At 32.1% G+C, this 21,070-nt stretch carries 22 protein-coding genes; 1 reads left to right on the top strand and 21 read right to left on the bottom strand.

Annotated elements, in window-relative coordinates:
• Nucleotides 1–443 (top strand): IS3 family transposase (locus M2475_RS05440; protein ID WP_277490118.1); only part of this gene is annotated, 443 nt, incomplete at its 5' end.
• A gap of 33 nt (nt 444–476) precedes the next feature.
• Here the strand turns inward: M2475_RS05440 and M2475_RS05435 are convergent.
• From M2475_RS05435 to M2475_RS05335, 21 genes are all read right to left on the bottom strand, one after another.
• Nucleotides 477–959 (bottom strand): hypothetical protein, encoded by a 483-nt coding sequence (locus M2475_RS05435; RefSeq protein ID WP_277490117.1) that lies wholly within the window; start codon nt 957–959, stop codon nt 477–479.
• A gap of 85 nt (nt 960–1,044) precedes the next feature.
• The gene (locus M2475_RS05430) at nt 1,045–1,503 is read right to left on the bottom strand and encodes a hypothetical protein (RefSeq protein WP_277490116.1); all 459 of its coding nucleotides are present in this window, start codon (nt 1,501–1,503) and stop codon (nt 1,045–1,047) included.
• Nucleotides 1,504–1,558: 55 nt separating this feature from the next.
• On the bottom strand, nt 1,559–1,987 hold the full coding sequence (locus M2475_RS05425; protein ID WP_277490115.1) for a DUF3284 domain-containing protein: 429 nt from the start codon (nt 1,985–1,987) through the stop codon (nt 1,559–1,561).
• A gap of 7 nt (nt 1,988–1,994) precedes the next feature.
• Nucleotides 1,995–2,957, bottom strand: coding sequence for a type I phosphomannose isomerase catalytic subunit (locus M2475_RS05420; RefSeq protein WP_277490114.1), 963 nt, complete (start codon nt 2,955–2,957; stop codon nt 1,995–1,997).
• A 93-nt stretch (nt 2,958–3,050) separates the two neighbouring features.
• Nucleotides 3,051–3,842, bottom strand: a complete 792-nt coding sequence (locus M2475_RS05415; protein ID WP_277490112.1) for an HAD family hydrolase — start codon at nt 3,840–3,842, stop codon at nt 3,051–3,053.
• Nucleotides 3,843–4,038: 196 nt separating this feature from the next.
• Nucleotides 4,039–4,530 carry a GyrI-like domain-containing protein gene (locus M2475_RS05410; protein WP_277490111.1) on the bottom strand — a complete coding sequence of 164 codons (492 nt, stop codon included), beginning with the start codon at nt 4,528–4,530 and terminating at the stop codon, nt 4,039–4,041.
• A gap of 473 nt (nt 4,531–5,003) precedes the next feature.
• Complete coding sequence (locus tag M2475_RS05405; RefSeq protein ID WP_277490110.1) at nt 5,004–5,468, bottom strand: GyrI-like domain-containing protein; 465 nt, start codon at nt 5,466–5,468, stop codon at nt 5,004–5,006.
• A 132-nt stretch (nt 5,469–5,600) separates the two neighbouring features.
• Nucleotides 5,601–9,110, bottom strand: a complete 3,510-nt coding sequence (nifJ, locus tag M2475_RS05400) for a pyruvate:ferredoxin (flavodoxin) oxidoreductase (RefSeq protein ID WP_277490108.1) — start codon at nt 9,108–9,110, stop codon at nt 5,601–5,603.
• A gap of 348 nt (nt 9,111–9,458) precedes the next feature.
• Complete coding sequence (locus M2475_RS05395; RefSeq protein ID WP_277490107.1) at nt 9,459–10,295, bottom strand: DUF368 domain-containing protein; 837 nt, start codon at nt 10,293–10,295, stop codon at nt 9,459–9,461.
• Nucleotides 10,296–10,370: 75 nt separating this feature from the next.
• Nucleotides 10,371–11,918: an Mbeg1-like protein gene (locus M2475_RS05390; protein WP_277490106.1), complete on the bottom strand. Its 1,548-nt coding sequence runs from the start codon at nt 11,916–11,918 to the stop codon at nt 10,371–10,373.
• Complete coding sequence (locus tag M2475_RS05385) at nt 11,915–12,676, bottom strand: hypothetical protein (protein ID WP_277490105.1); 762 nt, start codon at nt 12,674–12,676, stop codon at nt 11,915–11,917. Before M2475_RS05385 ends, M2475_RS05390 begins: the two co-directional genes overlap by 4 nt.
• A gap of 2 nt (nt 12,677–12,678) precedes the next feature.
• Nucleotides 12,679–12,972: a hypothetical protein gene (locus M2475_RS05380; protein WP_277490104.1), complete on the bottom strand. Its 294-nt coding sequence runs from the start codon at nt 12,970–12,972 to the stop codon at nt 12,679–12,681.
• A gap of 11 nt (nt 12,973–12,983) precedes the next feature.
• The gene (locus M2475_RS05375; protein ID WP_277490103.1) at nt 12,984–13,316 is read right to left on the bottom strand and encodes a hypothetical protein; all 333 of its coding nucleotides are present in this window, start codon (nt 13,314–13,316) and stop codon (nt 12,984–12,986) included.
• A gap of 41 nt (nt 13,317–13,357) precedes the next feature.
• Complete coding sequence (locus M2475_RS05370) at nt 13,358–13,780, bottom strand: hypothetical protein (RefSeq protein ID WP_277490102.1); 423 nt, start codon at nt 13,778–13,780, stop codon at nt 13,358–13,360.
• A gap of 170 nt (nt 13,781–13,950) precedes the next feature.
• Nucleotides 13,951–14,295, bottom strand: a complete 345-nt coding sequence (locus M2475_RS05365; protein WP_277490101.1) for a PTS lactose/cellobiose transporter subunit IIA — start codon at nt 14,293–14,295, stop codon at nt 13,951–13,953.
• Nucleotides 14,296–14,346: 51 nt separating this feature from the next.
• Nucleotides 14,347–15,249 (bottom strand): hypothetical protein, encoded by a 903-nt coding sequence (locus M2475_RS05360; RefSeq protein ID WP_277490100.1) that lies wholly within the window; start codon nt 15,247–15,249, stop codon nt 14,347–14,349.
• Nucleotides 15,246–16,751, bottom strand: coding sequence for an NAD(P)H-hydrate dehydratase (locus M2475_RS05355; RefSeq protein ID WP_277490099.1), 1,506 nt, complete (start codon nt 16,749–16,751; stop codon nt 15,246–15,248). The genes M2475_RS05360 and M2475_RS05355 overlap by 4 nt, the downstream gene beginning before the upstream one ends.
• A 144-nt stretch (nt 16,752–16,895) precedes the next feature.
• A complete protein-coding gene (locus tag M2475_RS05350; RefSeq protein WP_277490098.1) occupies nt 16,896–17,495 on the bottom strand; it encodes a hypothetical protein in 600 nt (199 codons plus the stop codon).
• 66 nt (nt 17,496–17,561) lie between these two features.
• On the bottom strand, nt 17,562–18,161 hold the full coding sequence (locus tag M2475_RS05345; protein ID WP_277490097.1) for a hypothetical protein: 600 nt from the start codon (nt 18,159–18,161) through the stop codon (nt 17,562–17,564).
• A gap of 2 nt (nt 18,162–18,163) precedes the next feature.
• The gene (locus M2475_RS05340) at nt 18,164–19,600 is read right to left on the bottom strand and encodes a family 1 glycosylhydrolase (RefSeq protein WP_277490096.1); all 1,437 of its coding nucleotides are present in this window, start codon (nt 19,598–19,600) and stop codon (nt 18,164–18,166) included.
• Between the two features lie 11 nt (nt 19,601–19,611).
• Nucleotides 19,612–21,063 carry a family 1 glycosylhydrolase gene (locus M2475_RS05335; protein WP_277490095.1) on the bottom strand — a complete coding sequence of 484 codons (1,452 nt, stop codon included), beginning with the start codon at nt 21,061–21,063 and terminating at the stop codon, nt 19,612–19,614.
• Between the last annotated feature and the right edge of the window lie 7 nt (nt 21,064–21,070).

Raw genomic sequence — 21,070 nt, 5'->3', positions numbered from 1 at the left:
TATACTTATCACCTATTCTAGATGGGTTCAATGGCGAAGTAGTTTCATTTAATCTATCCATATCGCCAAACTTAAAACAAATCAAAGAGATGCTTAAAGATGCTTTTGAAAGGAATCCAGTAGTCACAGGTTTAATCTTTCATAGCGATCAGGGATGGCAATATCAACACTTCAGTTATATCCATGAATTAAAAGAAAAAGGAATTCAACAAAGTATGTCAAGGAAAGGAAATAGTATGGATAATGGGATGATGGAGAGTTTCTTTGGGATATTGAAATCAGAAATGTTTTATGGAGAAGAACACACATTTAAGAATCTACAAGAGCTAAGGAAAGCAATAACAGAATATATTGAGTACTATAACGTTAAACGCATTAAAGTAAAATTAAAAGGACTGAGTCCTGTAGCTTACAGAACTCAAGTCCTTCAATTACACCAATGACATTACTTCCAACTTATTGGGGTCACTTCATTTCTACTTTTTATCTTCTTCTGTGCAAGAATATCCTTCTCGCGTATATACTTCTTTTAGCTTCTTAAGTGAAAATGAATCTTTGCTAATAAATCTTTCCAAATCCTTATCAGCTTCCAAGACTTCCTTCATATCTAATGCTAGATAATCCCATTCCTCTTTATAAGCAAATTCACTCTCTGTTACATCAAGTGTGACACTTACACCCTCAATCGCATCATGTGCTGTTTGAAGTTCTGATAAATCTTGTAAGATGCTTCCATTCGTATCTGTTTTCTTCAAATCTGTATAGTTATTGTCTACACTCCCTTTTATAACTTTTTTAGAATCCTCATTATATTCAATTTCAATAAGTGAAGTATAAGTTGAATCTTCCACTGTTGTCATCATATAACAAGTCATAACTTTATCAGCCTTTTCTTCTGAACTACATCCAGAAAATAAAAATGCTCCACTTAATAAGATAATCCCCAATTTCTTTTTCATATCTGCCACCTCTTCTAAGCATATTATAATCTTTATTCAAGAAGTTTGTATTTACATTAATTTGCATTTCCCTTGCACTTTTTAATTATTTAATTACTTTATTTTCCTTTAAAAATTTCTTATAACTATCCAATGATACATCTTCTTCACTTGAATTTAATGAATCTTTCACTTCTCCATTACTCACAAAATATATAGTTGGTGTTGCTGAAAAATCACTAAAGTGTTTATCAAATATCGCTTGCTGTTCCGCCTCCGTTTTCTTTTCACTATCCAAAGTTACATCATACAACGTCAATCCAATTTCTTTTGTGTATTCATCGCTTTCAGCAAAAAAACTCATACATGATCCACAGTATGTTTGCGAAAACAAAAAGACAAAGCTTTCCTCATTTTCCATTTTGGTTATTAGTTCATCCAGCGTCAATGCTACAACTTCACCCTTATTCTCATTCAATTTAATCTTTACTTCATCTTTCTCTTTACTTCCATTCCCACAGGCAAATAAAAAGCATACAAGTAATCCTAATATTATTTTTTTCATATTTTCATCCTACCACATTATAAATAAAAATAAAATAAGAGATATTATATACCCCTTATTTCTTCTTACTAATAATTTCAAACTCAAGCATATCTAAAGTCTTTTCCATCTTCTTTCGAGCACTAGAGCCTTTGAAAAACTTATTCAACTTCACATATAAACTTTTGCTAATCACATCTTCTTCATATTCTAGCTCAATATGATCATCATCGATTTTAGTAACACGATGTGCAATAATCTGATCCGTTTTTGGTGTACTCATTACTAATTTATAAGCTTTGGGAATATCTAACTCTTCAATCTTACAATCAATTTCTATGGTAGCATTTCCCTGCTTATACCGTTTCACAAAAGTATACCCTTCTTTAATATCACTTCTCTTTATATTGCGTGATACAATACGTTTTAATTCTTTATGTAAATTATTCAAAATATAATCAAAAAATTCCTTGTCACTTACATGTAATTCTTTCTTTACAATCATATGTCACCTATAGATTCGTCTTGATAAAACTACATTTACCAATCACCTTGAAATCACCAAATCCTGCAGGAACAAAGATACTATCACCCATTTTAAAATCAAGTGTTTGTTTTTCAGATACAACTTTACCTTCTCCATGTAGGATAATAATCGATTGAAAACTTGTTTCATCTGCACGAAGTGCTACTTCTTTTTCAACTTCATATTCATTAGTTGTAAAATATTCACTTGCAGCAAGCAAAGTATCACTGTAACCATCAAAGCTTTCTTTTTTACCTTCTGGTTCACCATTTTTTGCACTCGGTGTTAATTGGCTTACATCTACTGCTTTTTGGATATGCAACTCACGAGGTTTTCCATCTACACCAACACGATCAAAATCATAAACACGATACGTAGAGTTAGAGTTTTGTTGGATTTCACAAATCAAACATCCTGCTCCAATCGCATGAATTGTCCCCGATTTAATAAAGAAACAATCTCCTTTTTTTACTTCCACTTTATTAAGTACATCCAATATTGTGTCATTCTCAATATGAGCTCTAAATTCTTCTTTCGTCAAATTTTGATTTACTCCATAATATAAAAATGATCCTGGCTCACAATCAACAATATACCACATTTCATTTTTTCCATATTCATGTTCAACACGAAGTGCGTACTCATCATCTGGATGTACTTGAATTGATAATGCTTGCTTTGCATCAATAAACTTAATCAAAATAGGAAATTGTTCAAAATGTTGTGCATTTTTACCCCAAACAGCTTTTCCCATACCTTGTAGATATTCTGTAAATAGTTTACCAGCATAAGATCCGTTTTCAACTGTAGCTGGACCATCTGGATGAGCACTTAACTCCCACGCTTCAGCAACAATATCTAAATCTGTTTTCATACCATAAATATCTTTTAATTTGGTTCCACCCCACAGATAATCTTTGTATGCTGGTTTCAATTTAATCATTTCCATATTAATTATCTCCTTATGTTATATCATTATACAATACTTTATATAAAAGCGGAATAAAAATAAACGATTAAAAGCTCATATATATAAGCTCTTTTAATCTTCTAGTTTGAATTCTTTTCGCAATGTTTGAAGTACTGCTTCTTCTTCATTAGTACCAATTATATGTTTGCTTATTTCTTTGATTTTAGGATGTCCATTTCCCATCGCATATGATGCTCCTACATTTAGCATCATTTCATAATCATTCATATAATCACCAAAAGCCATACATTCTTCCTTTTTTAAATGAAACTTCTCTTGAATTACCTTTACTCCTTTTCCTTTATTTGCACCTAACACAGAGATATCAATCCATTCTTTTCCTGATGTAATAATATTCGCCTGCTCTTTAAATTGTAAGAAAAAAGGATAATTTTCTTCTGCTTGATTACGCTTATTAAAAACCGTCATCTTCATAATATCAGCATCCACATCATAAAGTGATTCTACAACTTGAATCTTTGGATAATAAATCTTAAACAATTCTAATTCTTCCTCACTACATGCTTCACAATACGTTTGTGTTTCACCAGCCAAAATTAATTGAATATCATTTATTTTTTGACTTTCATCAATCACCTTATGAATAAATTTTTTATCCATTATTGTCCGATAAAGAACCTCTCCCTTATAATATGCTGCTGCACCATTCTCAATTATAAAAATCAATTCATCTTTTAATGATGCAAAGTCTCTTTGTATTGATAACAAAGATCTCCCAGTTGCAATTCCACAGTACACATTCTTATCCAATAACTTACGATATATCTCATAGATATCTTTTGGCAAACTTTTATCATCATGTAAAAGCGTTCCATCCATGTCACATAAAACCAACTTTATCATATCCATACTCCTTGATTATATAAACACACTACATCTTTTTTATACTGCATCTTAAATCCTCCACATTATAACATTCTATCATATCCCATTATCAACTGTTACTTTCTTTCTTTATATTCTTAAAAACAAACTCCATTTTTTCCTTTTCCAAACTTTTTTCTTTGCAAAGAAAAAGAAAAGTGTCATAACACTCTTCTTATTTTTGAATAGCAATCCAAACTTCTTGATGTCCATTTTGTTTATAACATTCAACTACAGGTAAATCTGCTAGTTGATATCCTGAATTTGGTAACCACTGAGAATAAAAGGTTTTGTAAACCTCTTGAACAGCTTCAGCTGCATCCCCATCAGCTTGAATAACAATCCATTTTGCCTTTGGAATTTTAATTGTTTGCATCATTTTAGGAATTTCCATTCTTGAACATTCTACAACATCAACATAGGTTGTAACACCTAGAATATAATCCATCATTGACGTTGCTGAGCCTTCTACTCCATAGGCTACTCCTAATACACCAACTGGACGCATATCTGCTCTTTTCCATAAATCAATAAGTTCTTTAAATCTATTACTTTTTAATGCTTCATCCCATAATACAGGAATCTTTTGAAATGATTCCTCTACCACAATGCTTTCTTTAAAGCCAGACACTTCAAATGCTGGCCAATCTTCAATTGTGTATTTCATCTGTATATCTCCTTTAATATTTAATTGAAAGAAGATCTTAGGTATTGAATTCAACTGTACTCTTTCTACTTTCACTTTTGATGGTAATACACCATGAAACTTATGAAATGCACGTGCAAAGGATTCGTTAGATGAATATCCATAAAGTATGGCAACCTCAAGAATATTCCTCTCCCCCTTTAAAATTTCATAAGCTGCTAACGTTAATCGTCGATCGCGAATATAACTAGCAAGTGATTGATTTGCAATATATGAGAATAATCTTTGGAAATTATAAATAGAACAATTGGCTATTTTTCGATTTGGTGATTATCAATTTCTCCATCAAGATTTTGCTCGATATATGCCACTACTTCATTAATTTGATTTATCCAATTCATAAGCTCTCCTTTCACTTGCTATTTTAAAGAAATATCACTTCTTATTCTTGATTTTTCTTGTCCAATATTATCAATTACTATAAATATACCAAATTATAATATAGGAATCATCATCTCAGTAAGATAAGCTTCAGGTTTTTGCTCAATCCCATTAAGATAGTAATAGTAAATTGGTCCTTTCATTACCATCTGCATGTCATTTAGAAAAGAAAACAGAGCTTCTAATGTTGGGTCTTGTTTTTCATATGGCCCCTGATCAATCGCAGTTATAATTTTGGTTGCCGAAATTCTATTCACCTTAATATTCCCACTTTCTTCGATTTCCTTTGGAATTTCCCATCCAATTTCAACATCCAATGCTTCAAGTTCCATATTATGAAAACACGTCATAAGACCACTAGAAAATAGAATATTCTTTTGCTCTGCATATTGTTCAAGTATTTCAACAACCTCTTCAACAAAATCACTATATTCTTTCATAAAATCTATTGTTTTTCGCATTGTCAGTGTAATGCATTCTGCTTTTTCTTTTATATATACTTTTGATATTTGTGCCATTTTAACACCTCCTATCAAAAATAATAACAAATATTTATATTCTAAACTTATCACTGAATGCTCAAAAAGCATTTAAAAAGTTACATATATTAAAAAATCCTGAGACGAAGTTCATCTCAGGAAGATTTTATTTTATTCCACTTCTGCTAATTTTGATAAACGGTTATAACGTTTTTCAGCATCTGCTTTTGTTTTCGCAAAGCTATTGTATGCTGTTTCACCTTTAATCTTAACTAATTGACTATAACGTGTTTCGTTCAAGATAAAGTCTTGGAATTTATCGAAATCTGGTGCTTTTGAATCAATTGTAAGAGGTTTTTCTTCATTACGTGGATCATAGCGATACAATGTCCAATATCCACATTCAACAGCGGCTTTTTGTGTTTTTTGATGATTTGATAATCCACCTTTGATTCCATGTTCAATACATGGTGCATAAGCAATAATCAATGATGGTCCATCATAGCTTTCTGCTTCTTTGAATGCTTTCAATGTTTGAATACGATTTGCTCCCATTGAAATACTTGCAACATATACATGACCATAAGCCATTGCAATTTGTCCAAGGTCTTTCTTAGAAGTTGCTTTACCACCAGCAGCAAACTTAGCAATACTAGCTGCTTGTGATGCTTTTGATGATTGTCCACCTGTATTTGAGTATACTTCTGTATCTAATACTAAGATGTTTACGTTTAAGTCATTTGCAAGAACATGGTCAAGTCCACCATATCCAATATCATATGCCCATCCGTCTCCACCGACGATCCATACAGACTTACCTACAAGGTCACGTTCATAATCTAATAATTTCTTCACATCATCATTTTTAGATGCTTTTACTAAAGAAATAATATCATCTTTTACTGCTCTTTGTGCATCACGGTTTCCATTTGCATCAATGTATTTTTGGAATACATCTTTTAATTCTGGTTCTACAGAATCCATGTTGCGTTCCATAATATCAAGAAGTGTAGCTTCTTTAAATGTTTGTGCTAAAGCCATTCCATATCCATATTCTGCATTGTCTTCAAACAATGAGTTAGCCCAAGCAACCCCTTCACCATTCTTATCTGTGATAAATGGTGTTGATGGTGTTGAACCACAATAGATAGAAGAACATCCAGTTGCATTTGCAACCATCATATCTTTTCCAAATAATTGAGAAGCTAAACGGTAGTAAGGTGTTTCCCCACAACCTGGACATGCTCCACTCACTTCAAAGTAAGGTGTCATAAATTGTGATTCTTTTACAACATTTGCAGTATGGTAACCAAGTTTTGGTTCTGTTTCTTTATATAAGTAATCAGCCAATGGAGCTTCATCGATCATTTCGTGAATTTCTACCATTTCAAGAGCTTTATTACCAGCCTTACCTGGACATTCAACAACACAAAGTCCACAGCCTACACAGTTGTCTGGTGAAACTTGAATACGATATTTAAAGTCTTCACAACCTTTACCCATCGCTTGAATTGTTTCAAACTCTTGTGGTGCCTTTTCAATTTCTTCATCTGTCAACATAAATTGACGTACTGTAGCATGTGGACATACAAATGAACAGAACCCACATTGAATACAGTTTTCAGGATGCCATGTTGGAACTTCTGTAGCTATTTCACGTTTTTCTTTGAATGCTACATTGTTTCTCATTGATCCATCTAATAAGTTATATTTTGTGAATGCAGAAACAGGTAAATCATTTCCCATTTGCATGTTGATTGGTTCAACATGTTTATCAAAGTATTCGTCACCTGTAGTCTTACCTAATTCATCATATTTCAAGTCAGCCCATGCTGGATCAACATTTACTTCTACAAGTCCTGCTTTTCCTTCATCGATTGCTTTATAGTTCATTTCAACTACATCATCACCTTTTTTACCATATGATTTTTTCGCTGCTTCTTTCATTAAATCAACCGCTTTATCATAAGGCATGATTTGCTCATTAAGGGCAAAGAATGCAGATTGTAGAATTGTATTTGTTCTACGTCCCATACCAATTTTAGAAGCTATATCTGTAGCATCAATGATATAGAACTTAGCATTACTTTTTGCCAATCTAGCTTTAATTCTATTTGGCATTTGCTTAACAATTTCATCTTTTGAGAACGTTGTATTAAGCAAGAACGTTCCACCATCTTTTAAAGATTTTAATAAATCATATTTAAACATATATGCATCTAATGAACATGAAATAAAGTCTGCATTGTTGATGTAATATGTTGAACGAATTGGTGACTTACCAAAACGCAAGTGAGAACGTGTTACCCCACCAGCTTTTTTAGAGTCATATGCAAAATATGCTTGTGCATATAAGTCTGTGTTATCACCAATGATCTTAATAGCATTTTTGTTTGCTGATACGGTTCCATCAGAACCTAATCCCCAGAACAAACATGAAGTATAATCACTTGTAACTTTAAAGTCTTTATCTTCTGATAATGATAAATTTGTTACATCATCTTCAATACCAATTGTAAATTCAGGTTTTGGTGCATCTTTTTTAAGTTCATCATAAACTGCTTTAATTTGTCCAGCTGTTGTATCCTTTGAACCTAATCCATAACGTCCACCAATAATTTCAATATCTTTATCTTTTAATACTGATAATACATCTAAATAAAGTGGTTCTCTAGCACCCATTTCTTTTGTACGGTCTAAAACAGCAATTTTCTTAACTGTTGAAGGCAATACTCTCAATAAGTATTTAGCTGAGAATGGACGGTATAAATGAACTTTAATTAAACCAACCTTTTCTCCAGCTGCACACATTGCATCAATTGTTTCTTGGATTGTTTCTGTTACAGAACCCATCGCAATGATAATTCTTTCTGCATCTGCATCTCCATAATATGTAAATGGAGCATAGTTTCTTCCAGTGTGTTTTGATACAGCTTCCATATAGTCATTAACCATATCTGGAACTTTTGCATAATGTTCGTTTTGTGCTTCTCTTCCTTGGAAGAAGATATCATCATTTTCAGCACCACCACGAGTTACTGGATTTGTATGAGGATTTAAAGCGTTTGCTCTAAATTTTTCCAAAGCCTCCATATCCAATTGTGATTTTAAGAAATCATAATCCATTGTTTCAATTTTTTGAATTTCATGTGATGTTCTAAAACCATCAAAGAAATGTATGAATGGCACGCTACCTTTAATTGCAGCTAAATGCGCAACTCCACCCAAATCCATTGCTTCTTGCACTGAATGTGAAGCAATCATACATGCTCCTGTTTGGCGACATGCATAAATATCTTCATGATCCCCAAAAATATTAAGTGCTCTACTTGCTAACGCACGTGCAGCAACATGAATTACACCTGGTAATAATTCACCAGACATTTTATAAATATTTGGAATCATTAAAAGCAATCCTTGAGACGCTGTATACGTCGTTGCTAATGTTCCTCCTTGAAGGGCACCATGAACTGCACCTGCAGCTCCTGCTTCTGATTGCAACTCGCTCACCTTTACTTGTTGCCCAAAAACATTTTCTCTCCCCTGTGTTGACCATGTATCGGTAACTTCAGCCATTGGCGAAGATGGGGTAATTGGATATATACCCGCTACTTCAGTTAGTGCATATGAACTATATGCAGCTGCCGTATTACCATCCATAGACATGAATTTTTTTGCCATTTAAAAATGTCCTCCTTTATGTTTTCTCTAACATTCCTATTATAGACCTATTTACCAGCAAATGAAAGCGATTTCTAATAAAATTACGTTTTTTTAACCAAAAATATGTCTCATTTTTTCATGAACCCTCTTCCTCAATTATTATATCATTTTTGTCAAATATATAGATATTGATTTTTTTCATATATCTATGTTGTTTATGATATGAATTCAAAACATTACTTCCCTTACCTTTCACTTTATTTAGCATTTACTATCTTATGGATACACTCTCCCCTTTTTGTCTTATTTTTAGAATAATTCATTTCAAAGAAAGCATAAAAAAACTGGATTAGCTCCAGCTTTTCATTATGTTAATTTTTCTAATGCAAATACAAGTACGCCACCTAATAATAATCCTGCAATCGATGTAACGATTACAAACACATCATATTCTGCATGAATCGGAATTAATACAATTGTACTTGCCACTACCAGTCCTAAGATAAAATTCATTGATACTCCATGAAATTTATCCAAACAGAATTTCATTAGTTTACCACACAAAACAATTCCTAACACGATTCCAATTCCCATAAATCCTAACGGAATAATAACATCCATTTGAAAACTAGTAACATTTGCTAACAAACTTTTAAATAAATAGTAATATCCTAAAATCAACAATATCATTGACCCACTAACACCAGGCATAAACATTGCACCACCTGCAATAAAACCAAGTACAACCATTAAGCATAAATAGCCAATATCTAAATCAGGAAAACTTGTTAGTACCAAATCTTTTTGTTCTGGTGCAAAAAACATCAAACCAAAAATAACAATGCACCCAATAGCAAAGGGAATAATATTAAATTTATCATGTTTCATTTCTTTCTTTACAAGCGTAGGGATTGAAAAAGCAACCATTCCTACAAAACAAAACATTGTTTGCGTAGGATAATTTGTAAAACAAACCTCTAAGACTTTCGCAAACACTACTAATCCTAACACTGCTCCAACACCTAATACACATAAAAATGTAAAATCTTGTAAACGATGATCATTCTTTCTGCGAAATAAACCATCGATACTACTCATTACACGATTAAACATCCCCAGAATAACCATCATTGTTCCACCACTAACTCCGGGAATGATATTTGCCAATCCTACAGCAATACCACCAATAAATACTTTCAACATACATCGTCCTCCAGTATATTTACAGGATATATCGTATCATAATTTAATGTGTAAAACATTGTTTTATTTTTGTTTTTATTTATTTCTCGCTTTTCTTATAACTGCTCGATAATCTCTTATCCTATCTGTTTTCTTCTTCAATCTCTGTGCAAACTCATGATCCTTCGCATATACTTCTTCTATAATTTTATTATACTTTGCTTCTGTTACCTCACATGTGTCCAATAACTCATTGCATAACTCCTCTACTTTGTGATGACTTTCCAACACTCCTGTATCCGATAAGATTTCTGCTACATATCCCCACCCTGGTGTTGATTCCATTGATAATTGCGAACGATCTATTTCACATGCCAAACTATCTCGCATCGCTTCCTGTGCTTCACTACTAAAATCTCGAATTATTTCTTTCTTTTTCATCACTTCACTATATTTGCTATTATACTCAACCATTATTTCATTCAACCGTCTTGGTGTTTCATCTGCAATAATCGCATCTGCTAAAATCCCTCCTGGATTTCTGAATAACTTAATTGCTTCTAATACATAACCCCATACACTATCATCTGGTATAAAGATTGATAGATTACTCAACAATAATAGCATATCGTTTTCCTTCATCCCTAATTCTTCTCCATACTTCAATATATGATTTATTAATCGTACCCAAAACTCTGGATCTATGTTTTTAATATCAAAATGCTTATCTCCACATCCTCCAGTCTCAAACATATGCATCACTAGATTTGCAAACGTTTCAAAATCATCTTCACTCATATGCTCACGAAAATAATCCACCATATTCCCTAAAAATAAAGAAGTTGAATCCTGCTTTATCCCTTTTGTATCAAACATTCGCAAATATCCATCCTTTATCTCAAACATTGCCAATGGAGAATGTTGATGCATCGCTATATCCTTATCCCCACTCATAAGCCAATCCAACAAGTTTCCAGTATTATTCGTAAACTTCACCTTTCCTGCTACTGACTTAAATAATGAATTCACAAAATCACTTCGATTTGAAATAGAAACAAGTTTATGTTGGTTTTGTTCTATTTGTAATCGATATTTAATCATGAACCCTTTTCCCATTCCTTGTCCATCAAAAGAATATCCTGCTTTTACTTTATCACATAAAAGTGTAACCACTTGTGCTTTATTTCCACCCTTAGAATGACCACTGACTATAAAATCATATTGACTATAATCTTTAGCTATTCTATTTGCATAATTCAAAGCATTTTGTTGTTGTGGAGTAAGTGGTACCATCAACAAAGCACCTTTCGCATTATCATGCCATTCTAATGATCCTGTTCCTTTGAAAACTACATATACTTCTTGTTTTCTATCTGCATTAACATTTTCATTTATAAACGTAACATTCTTCTGTGCTTCTTTTTTACTTTCAATATCTACCAATTTAACTTTAGAGAAATAAGTTTCATTTTGTTTTATCGTACGAATCAAAGCATTCCATTCTTCTTTAGTTGCAATTGCATCGTCTGGTTTTAATAATCCATCTTCAACTAAATCATATACATTTTTTTCCATGCTTTTTTCATTGACTCCATTTGAATAAACCAAAGCATTCAATATCAATAGTACTTCTTCAATACTCATAATTCCTCTACCCCTTCCTCTATATCGTTAGAACTAAATAAAAACTCAATAATTACATCTTTCTCAGCCCCATAAAAAGTGAAAGGAATTTCACCTATATCCAAAGAATATAATTCTTTAAACTGTTGCATAAGTGGTTGATTCTCATAAAAATTATTATTCCCACAAACATAAACAGTTATATTAAAATGCACTTCATCTGTAGTCTTATCCTTTGTATCTTCATATAATTGAAGAATCTTTTCTTTAATTTTCTCTTCTTCACCCACTGTATTCTCATTTAGTAAAATAACAACTTCTATACCAACCTTCTTAGTTTTCGCTATCTTTTTAAAAGATATATTCTTATCATATTTTTCAATCGGAACATCATCACTGATTCTACTATACGCTGCGTACTCAAACTCTTTAAACCCATCTTCAATTAATGGATCCATCAACTCATTTGCTTCTTTTTTATAAAGTAGATGTGTATAATTATCATCTATTAATTCTTTCCCATCTTCATATCGCCAATTCACTTGTATTTCATTTTTTCGCTCATCTTCCTCTGAAATAACAAATGCTTCTACAGCATTCCCCAATGGTGCACTATACCCAATATTTTCTATCGTAAACTTTTCTCCATATTTATCTTCCATATACGTCAAAATTGACTCTTCTATTTCTTCTTTGGTAAAGCTTCTATCTTCATTCATATATCTACATCCACTAAGAATGAAAACATTTAATATGACTATTACTATCCGCTTTTTCATATTCACTCCCTTTGGGTTCTTATTTTCAATGCTGTTTTTTCATCTAACTCAATATGTTCTTTCAAATAACTATCAATTTCATCTGATAATTCTTTCATTAAATCATACAGTTCTGTTTTCAATCCATGCATTTCCATAACCATCACTTTCAATTCCTCAACTGATTTCCCTGTACTATTTGCTAATAAATCATCAAGATCATGTTCATACATTTTTAATATCTGTTCCGCTGCTTTTCTCATTTTAAGTAAAGCGTCCATACATATGATTGGTTTTATTATTAATGTCTTTCCCATATTCTTTCTCCCTAATATAATATTGAATCAATTTCATCAATTTCTGAAACAAACGCATTCAATTCATTATGCGTAAAACTATATTCATTTACTGCTTTTTGCAATGGATGATAATCTTTCTCCATCCCCACTTCCGATTGAATCTCTCTTGAAGTGAAATATACAAGAGCGTAAATCTTATCATAAATAACTTCTTGCATAGCGCTATCTTGTAATCCATACTCATAAATAACATGTATGTTATCAAAATACAGCTTCGATATCTCCTTTAGTTCATTCATAAATTGATTTATATAATCTTCTACTTGATTAAAATCATTATCTTTTATTTTTAATTCATCCATCCTTATTTCTCCTATCTCTTTACTAAATATCTTTTATCCTTTTATTTATCGGATAAATACCTTCTTAAATCCCATTGTACTGTTTCATACTGGTTATTCAATGATCTTATATTGCATTCTATATCCAAGAATTGATTTTGTAATTGGGCTTTTTTTCGTCTCATTTCATCTTCTGCTTTATCACTTTCCAAGTTGATTATAGCTCCTTTTTGACCACACAAAAAATTCTGCATATATGCAGAATAGTTTCTTGTTGCTATTCCATTTTCAAATATATCATAGTAATTTGAAAGCTTTATTCGCTTTTGATCTATTCCTTGCAGAATATGAACCCTTTTGCTTTGATAATACATCATAAATTGTTCTATATCTTCAATCTTTTGTTGGCTACTTCTCAATAATCTATATGTATCATCCAATTGGTTTTCAAGTAAAAACAGTTGTCTTCTAAATTGTTCTTCCATGCTCCCCCCTCCTAATTTTATTTATATTTTATCACATTATCATGATGAATGAAACACAAATTCTCTCTTAAAGCGAAATGCTGTTAGTGTTTTAATCATTATTAAGATGATATATTATAATTTTATAGACATGGTAATAAAAAAAACAAACAATTATCTTGTTTGATTTTTTATATATGTACTTTTTCTAACTCACACAAGCGTTGATTATATTGTGTGAATATCTTTATCAATTGTTTCGCAATATTAATCTCACTACAAATTGTCATCAATGTATCTTGTGCGTGCGAAAATAAAAGTGAATACTCATTGTATTCTTTACATATTTCTTCTTGTATAATTTCTGTTTGTACTTTATGAGCATTTGTTATAATTTCCTGTGCCTCATTTAATAGTTTTTTTGCGTAATCAATTTCTTGATTTGAAATTGCACTTAGTGCTTCCATGCACTTTGCTCTAGCATCTCCTGCCAACAATAAAATTTTCATAGAATGTTCAATTCGTTGATTCGTCATTTAAAAGCCCCTCCTTATGCATACTATTTTATTACGTATCACATTCTCCCTCTATACCAATTTTGAAATCACCATCTTTTCTTTAATCTTAGCTATAACTTCCTTTTCAGGTATATACAAATCACCAGATAAGCTTGCTCCAACACTTAAGCTAAGTACTTCTTCAAGCAAACATTTTATGTCACCATTTTGGATATGACAATATAGTACCCCACTTATCATTGCTGCATAATAAACATTATCTTTTGGATCATCTACTTTGTAATCTGCGCTATATATATCTTCACCAACAAAAATTAAAATTTTATTACTACGAACACCTAAGATTACAATTTTCGATAACGATAACAATTCTTGTTTCACAAGATGTATCGTTTCCACAAGGTTTAATTCTTTTTGAATCTTAAAATGTTTCTTTAAACTTTGAAGATCTTGAACAAGTACATTACAAGGTGCATCTTTCAACATTGATAAATACATCGGTGGTAATGCCCATATAGAAAGCTTTGCTTTATTTCGTAAATCACAATATAGGGCTTTTGCTTGAGCAAAAGATAACGTATCTAACATATCTGCAAACACTAGTAAATCCCCTTGATGAATACTACTTCCTACAATTGTTTTATATAACATTAACTGATCTTCACTTAAACTAGGTTGAGGATCATATAAACGTTGCCACAACTCTTCATCTTGGTAAAATGATATCCGCATTCCATTTTCAACATCCATCTGTATTGCATGCATATCATCCTCTTTAAACTTTAATGCTTGTTTTCCAACTATACCATATGCTTGATAATCAACACCTAGAGTATTTAAATAACGTCCTACTTGTAATCCATCATTAGATAAACGATAAGTTGTATATTGCAAATGAAAATGTTGATTTTCATCAACCTTACCTCGTTCAATTTTATCTAGATATGGTACCATTGCAATAATATGAATCATAAATCTTCCTCTAATGATTTTATTATATCATCAATTTGCATAAATATATCACTTGGAATCATACTATAGAGGGTTTTTTCATTCAGTAAAACATCCGCACTATACGCATGTAGGAAAACACCTAGAGTAGCCGCTGCTAACGCATCCTTATTCTGTGCATAAAGACCTGTAATTATTCCTGCTAACACATCTCCACTACCACCTTTTGCTAGTCCATTGTTTCCATAAGTATTTACATAAACTTTTCTATTTTGAACAACTAAAGATGTTTCACTCTTTAGAACAAGTGTAATATAGGGATATCTTTCAGTGAAGGCAAGTGCCTCTTGAATTGGATTATCAATAATTTCTTGTATATCCTTATCTACAAGTCTAGCAAACTCCATCAGATGTGGTGTAATAATTATATTTTTTCGTTCTTTATATTTAGGTAATAAAGATTTCAATGCGAAAATTCCATCTGCATCTATTACTAAAGGAAGTTCACTATCTAGTAGTACTTCTAAAACTGCTTCTATATCTTTACTTCTTCCTATACCACAACCTATCAACAAACAACTGTAAGCAGATAGTCTAGGCTTTAATTCTATTACTGCTTGTTTATCTATATGGCCATTTATATCACTTAAAATAATTCTCATGCTTTCTAACACATTGCATGCAACAACATCTTTTATACATTTTGGAACTGCACAAGTAATCATTCCACAACCACTGCGAAGCGCAGCAAGTGCTGCCAAAGAAATAGCACCACTCATCTCCATACTTCCGCCTACACACAATACTTTCCCATAGGTGCCTTTATTAGAATGAATGCTACGGCTTGGTAGTAATGACTTCATATCTTTTTTCTCAATTAAATATATTGTACTATCCATTTCATCAATTAACTGTTGTGGAATCCCAATATCCAATACTTCTACATGTCCACTATATATTCTTCCAGGATACATATACAATCCAATTTTTCCGGTTTGTAAAGTCAATGTATAATCTGCTTTTATAACACTCCCTAATATGTGACCAGTAGCGGCATCAATACCACTAGCGATATCAATACTTATCACCTTTGTTGATAAAGCATTTATCTTTTCAATAATCGAAGCATACGCTCCTTCTACATTTCTTGATAGACCTGTACCAAAAATAGCATCTATTACAACATCCCATGATTGCATACAATCTACAAAAGGTATTCTTAAGGTAGTACATTTGTTGTAATTCACTTTACAATCTAAACTCATATTCGCTTCTTCACCAATAGATAATATCTCAACATTATATCCATCATCATATAGTTTTCTAGCGACAACAAAACCATCACCAGCATTGTTTCCAATTCCACAAACAATACCTATGAAGTCCTTCTTACTCACAAGTTGAATAATGGATTCGTACACTTGCTGTCCAGCATTTTCCATCAATTCTAAACTTGGTATTTGATATTTATGAATTGCAGCTTCATCAATTTGACGCATTTGTTTTGCATTTACTAATTTCATATGATTATATTATACAACATTTTATAAAGTAATAAATTTAAACATTCCTCTTCTTTTACCCAACTTCTTTCTTATTAGAAATACCAATAAAGAGAACCCTCTTTTATAAAATAAAAATAACAATATATTCAATTATTGTTATTTTTATTCGTAATGCATAATTTTTAAAATCATATTCACAATAAAGCCGGTTGTACACATTGCAATGATAGACCCTATACCTACTATACCTCCAAGCAATTTTCCAATTATTAAAAAGATGACATCAAAAGTTGTTCTCACATAAACAAATTTAGTATTTAGCTTATCACTGACATAATAGGATATCGCTTCCAATTGATTCATTCCATTACGGAAAAGAATCAGTATCGCATAGGCAACACCCAAACACACCTGGCCTAAACACACGCATAGAAGACGATAACCAAATGCAACATCTGCAATAGGAAAATTTTTCAAAAGAATATCATAGAAATCAATTGTAAAGCCCACACTCAATGTAAATACAATTGTCGTCCACCCTATATCTTTACGAGCAATCATAAAAGCGATTAGCAATGTTATAACACTATACATTCTTGACCCCCAGCCAAGTGAGATTCCTAATGTATGATGTAAACCATCAATAAAAACGGTAATCGGATCACTACCCAAACCACTTTGAACCATGATAGCTGCACCAAAACCTGCTAAATTAACGGCTACAAATAAACCAAGTATTGTTCTTATAAATTTATTTTTCATATACTCCCCCTAAATCAACATTGCTATTATAGCATGTTTAAAACATATAAAAAGCAGTAGTCTTAACTACTGCTCATAATGCATAATTTTTAAAAACATATTTACAAATATCCCTGTTGTACACATTGCAATAATAGAACCAATACCTACAATACCTCCCAATAGATATCCGACAACAATCATCATGATATCCATGGTAGTTCTTACATAAACATATTTTGTATGTATTTTATCCGCAATATAATAGGATATCGCATCCGCTTGATTCATTCCTTTACGAAAGATAATTAACAATGCATAGGCCATACCAAAACATAATTGACCTAATATAATACATAATACTTTCGCAATTAATGAAAAGTCATTCATTGCAAATATAGATAACACCTCGTTAAAGAAATCCATGGAAAAACCTACGCTTAATGCATAAACAACGGTCGTCCATCCAATACTTTTACGTGCTACTGCTAGTGCAATCATCAACATGATAATATTATAAACTCTCGATGCAGCTCCATAACTCATATCAAAGGTTTGATGAATACCATCTACCAAAACCGTAATGGTATCCGATCCCAGATTTACTCCAACAAACAATGCTACACCTAATCCAGTCAAATTTATCGCAACGAACAAACCAAGGATTGTTTTTATCGTCTTTGACATTCTTAATCTAAATCTTCACCATTTGATGCAATTACTTTTTGCATCCATGCATAACTATCTTTCTTAATTCTATCTCCACTACCTTTACCATAGTCATCAATATCAACATAGATAAATCCATAACGTTTACTCATTTCACTTGATGAACAAGAAACAATATCAATTGGTCCCCAAGCATAGTATCCTCTTAAATCAACACCATCTTTGATTGCTTCCTTCATCGCTTTGATATGATCGCGATAATAATCTACACGATAAGGATCATGGATTTTTCCATCTTCTAACTTATCAAAGTATCCAACACCATTTTCTGTAATATAAATAGGACATTGGTAACGATCATAAAATTCATTCAATAAAATTCGAAGCCCATTTGGATCAATTGACCAGCCCCATGGATTTGCATCCAACTCTTTATTTCTACGTGGTCCCTCATCCTTATCATAAGAATCTTTATCACAAATTTGTGTATAGTAATAAGAGAATGACATAAAGTCTGCTGTATTTTTTAATGCTTCTTCATCTCCATCATAGAATTTTACATGAATTCCTTTATCTTCAAAATAACGGAAAGCATATCCTGGATAATAACCTCTCAACAATACATCTGCATAGAAGTATTCCATTTGATTCACTTTTATCGTAGCTAATACATCATCTGATTTACATGTAGCAGCATAAGATGGTCCTCCACACAACATCATTCCAATTTCATTATCTGGATAATGCTCATGCGCATATTTTGTAATCAATGCACTAGCTACCATCTCATTATGAACTCCTTGATACTTTGCAGATAGTAAGTCATCAACTTTATCCTCAGCAATTCCTAAATGATTAAATGATTCATGAACAATCAGATTAATTTGATTTACTACAATCCATTTTTTTACTTTTGTATGATAACGATCTAATATTACTTTTCCATATCTTACAAAGAAATCAATCACTTCTCTTGAATACCAACCTTTATATTGTGTCGTAAGATGAATTGGTATTTCATAATGTGACATTGTAATCATTGGTTCCATGCCATTTTTAATGATTTCATCAAATAAATCATCATAGAATTTCAATCCTTCTTCATTTGGCTCTTGTTCATCACCATTAGGGAAAATACGAGCCCAGTTAATTGAAGTTCTAAATGTTTTTAAACCTAACCCTGCTAACAATTTTAAATCTTCTTTATATGTATGATAAAAATCAATACCCCAACGTTTTGGAAAAATTCGATCTGTACTATTCATTGCTTCAATTACATAAGAAGTAGTAATTTCAGTATTTGACTTTTTATCAAGTTCTACATCATCTCTAAACTCATTAATATCAGCAACACACCATCCTTTCCCCCCTTGATCCCATGCTCCTTCTAATTGGTTTGCAGCTACTGCTCCTCCCCATAAAAAATCCTTTGGAAATCCTGTTGGTACTTTTTTCATGTTCATTCCTCCTATACCTCTTCACCATTTGTTTCAACAACTTTTTTATACCAATAATAACTATCTTTAATCATTCGCTTACCACTGCCTTTTCCATAATCATCAAGATCTACATAAATAAAACCATAACGTTTTTTCATTTCACTTGATGAACAAGAAACAATATCAATTGGTCCCCATGGATAATATCCAATCACATCTACACCATCTTTAATTGCTTCTTTCATGGCTTTCACATGTTCACTAAGATAAGCAATTCTTCGCTCATCATGAATACTTCCATCTGCTTCTACCGTATCCATCGTTCCAAAACCATTTTCTGCAATAATAATTGGCTTTTGATAGCGATCATAATAATAATTCAATACCGTTCTCATTCCTAGTGGATCAATACCCCAACCCCACTCACTTGCATCAATATGTGGATTGCTAATTGCTCCATCTTCATTAACTCCATACTCTTTCATACTTTCTGCAGAAGAGCAAATTGTATAATAGTACGAAATTGAAAAGAAATCAGCTGTATTTTCCTTTAATACTTTCAAATCTTCTTCACGAATATCTAAATTAAAACCTTTTTCTTCAAAGAAACGAATTGCATATCCAGGGTATTCACCACGCATTAATAAATCACTAAAGAAATATTCCATCTGATTGCGCTTCATAGTAGCGAAAACATCTTCTGGGCTACAAGTTAACGGCTCACTCAAGCCATCATACACCATCATTCCAATTTGGAATTCTGGATTAATTTCATGTCCAATCTTCGTTGCAATCGCACTTGCTGTACATTCGTTATGAACACCTTGAAATTTTGCTTCCCACAAGTTTTCAACACTATCAGCAGGAATCCCCAAATGATTGAATGATTCGTGATGAATCAGATTTATCTGATTCACAAGAATCCAATACTTAACTTTATCTTTATAACGTTTGAATACGGTTTCCGCATAACGCACAAACATATCAATGGTTTCACGCGAATACCATCCTTTGTATTTCGTAGCAATGTTAAGTGGCATTTCATAATGAGATAACGTAATCAATGGTTCCATACCATTTTCCAACATGGTATCAATCATATCATCGTAAAATTGTAAACCTTCTTCATTTGGCTTCTCATCATCCCCATTAGGAAAAATACGAGCCCAGTTGATACTTGTACGAAATGAATTCATTCCCGTTCCAGCTAATAACTTTAAATCTTCTTTATATGTATGATAGAAATCAATTCCATAACGCTTTGGATAATATCCTTCCTTATCATTCAAAGCAAATTCAATATCTTTCATCGTTGTTTCTTTATTAGACTTTTTTCGTAAATCTCCTTTGTCTTGTACTTTTAATAGATCTGCAACACACAAACCTTTTCCACCTTCATCATATGCACCTTCTGCTTGATTCGCAGCAATTGCTCCTCCCCATAAAAAATCTTTGGGAAATCCTTTTGGCATTTGTTTCATTCGCTTC

The organism is Breznakia sp. PF5-3 (genome assembly GCF_029504745.1).
Classification (GTDB): domain Bacteria; phylum Bacillota_I; class Bacilli_A; order Erysipelotrichales; family Erysipelotrichaceae; genus Breznakia.
The sequence above is the reverse complement of the archived record's forward strand: the minus strand, read 5'-3'. Positions and strand labels throughout refer to the sequence as shown.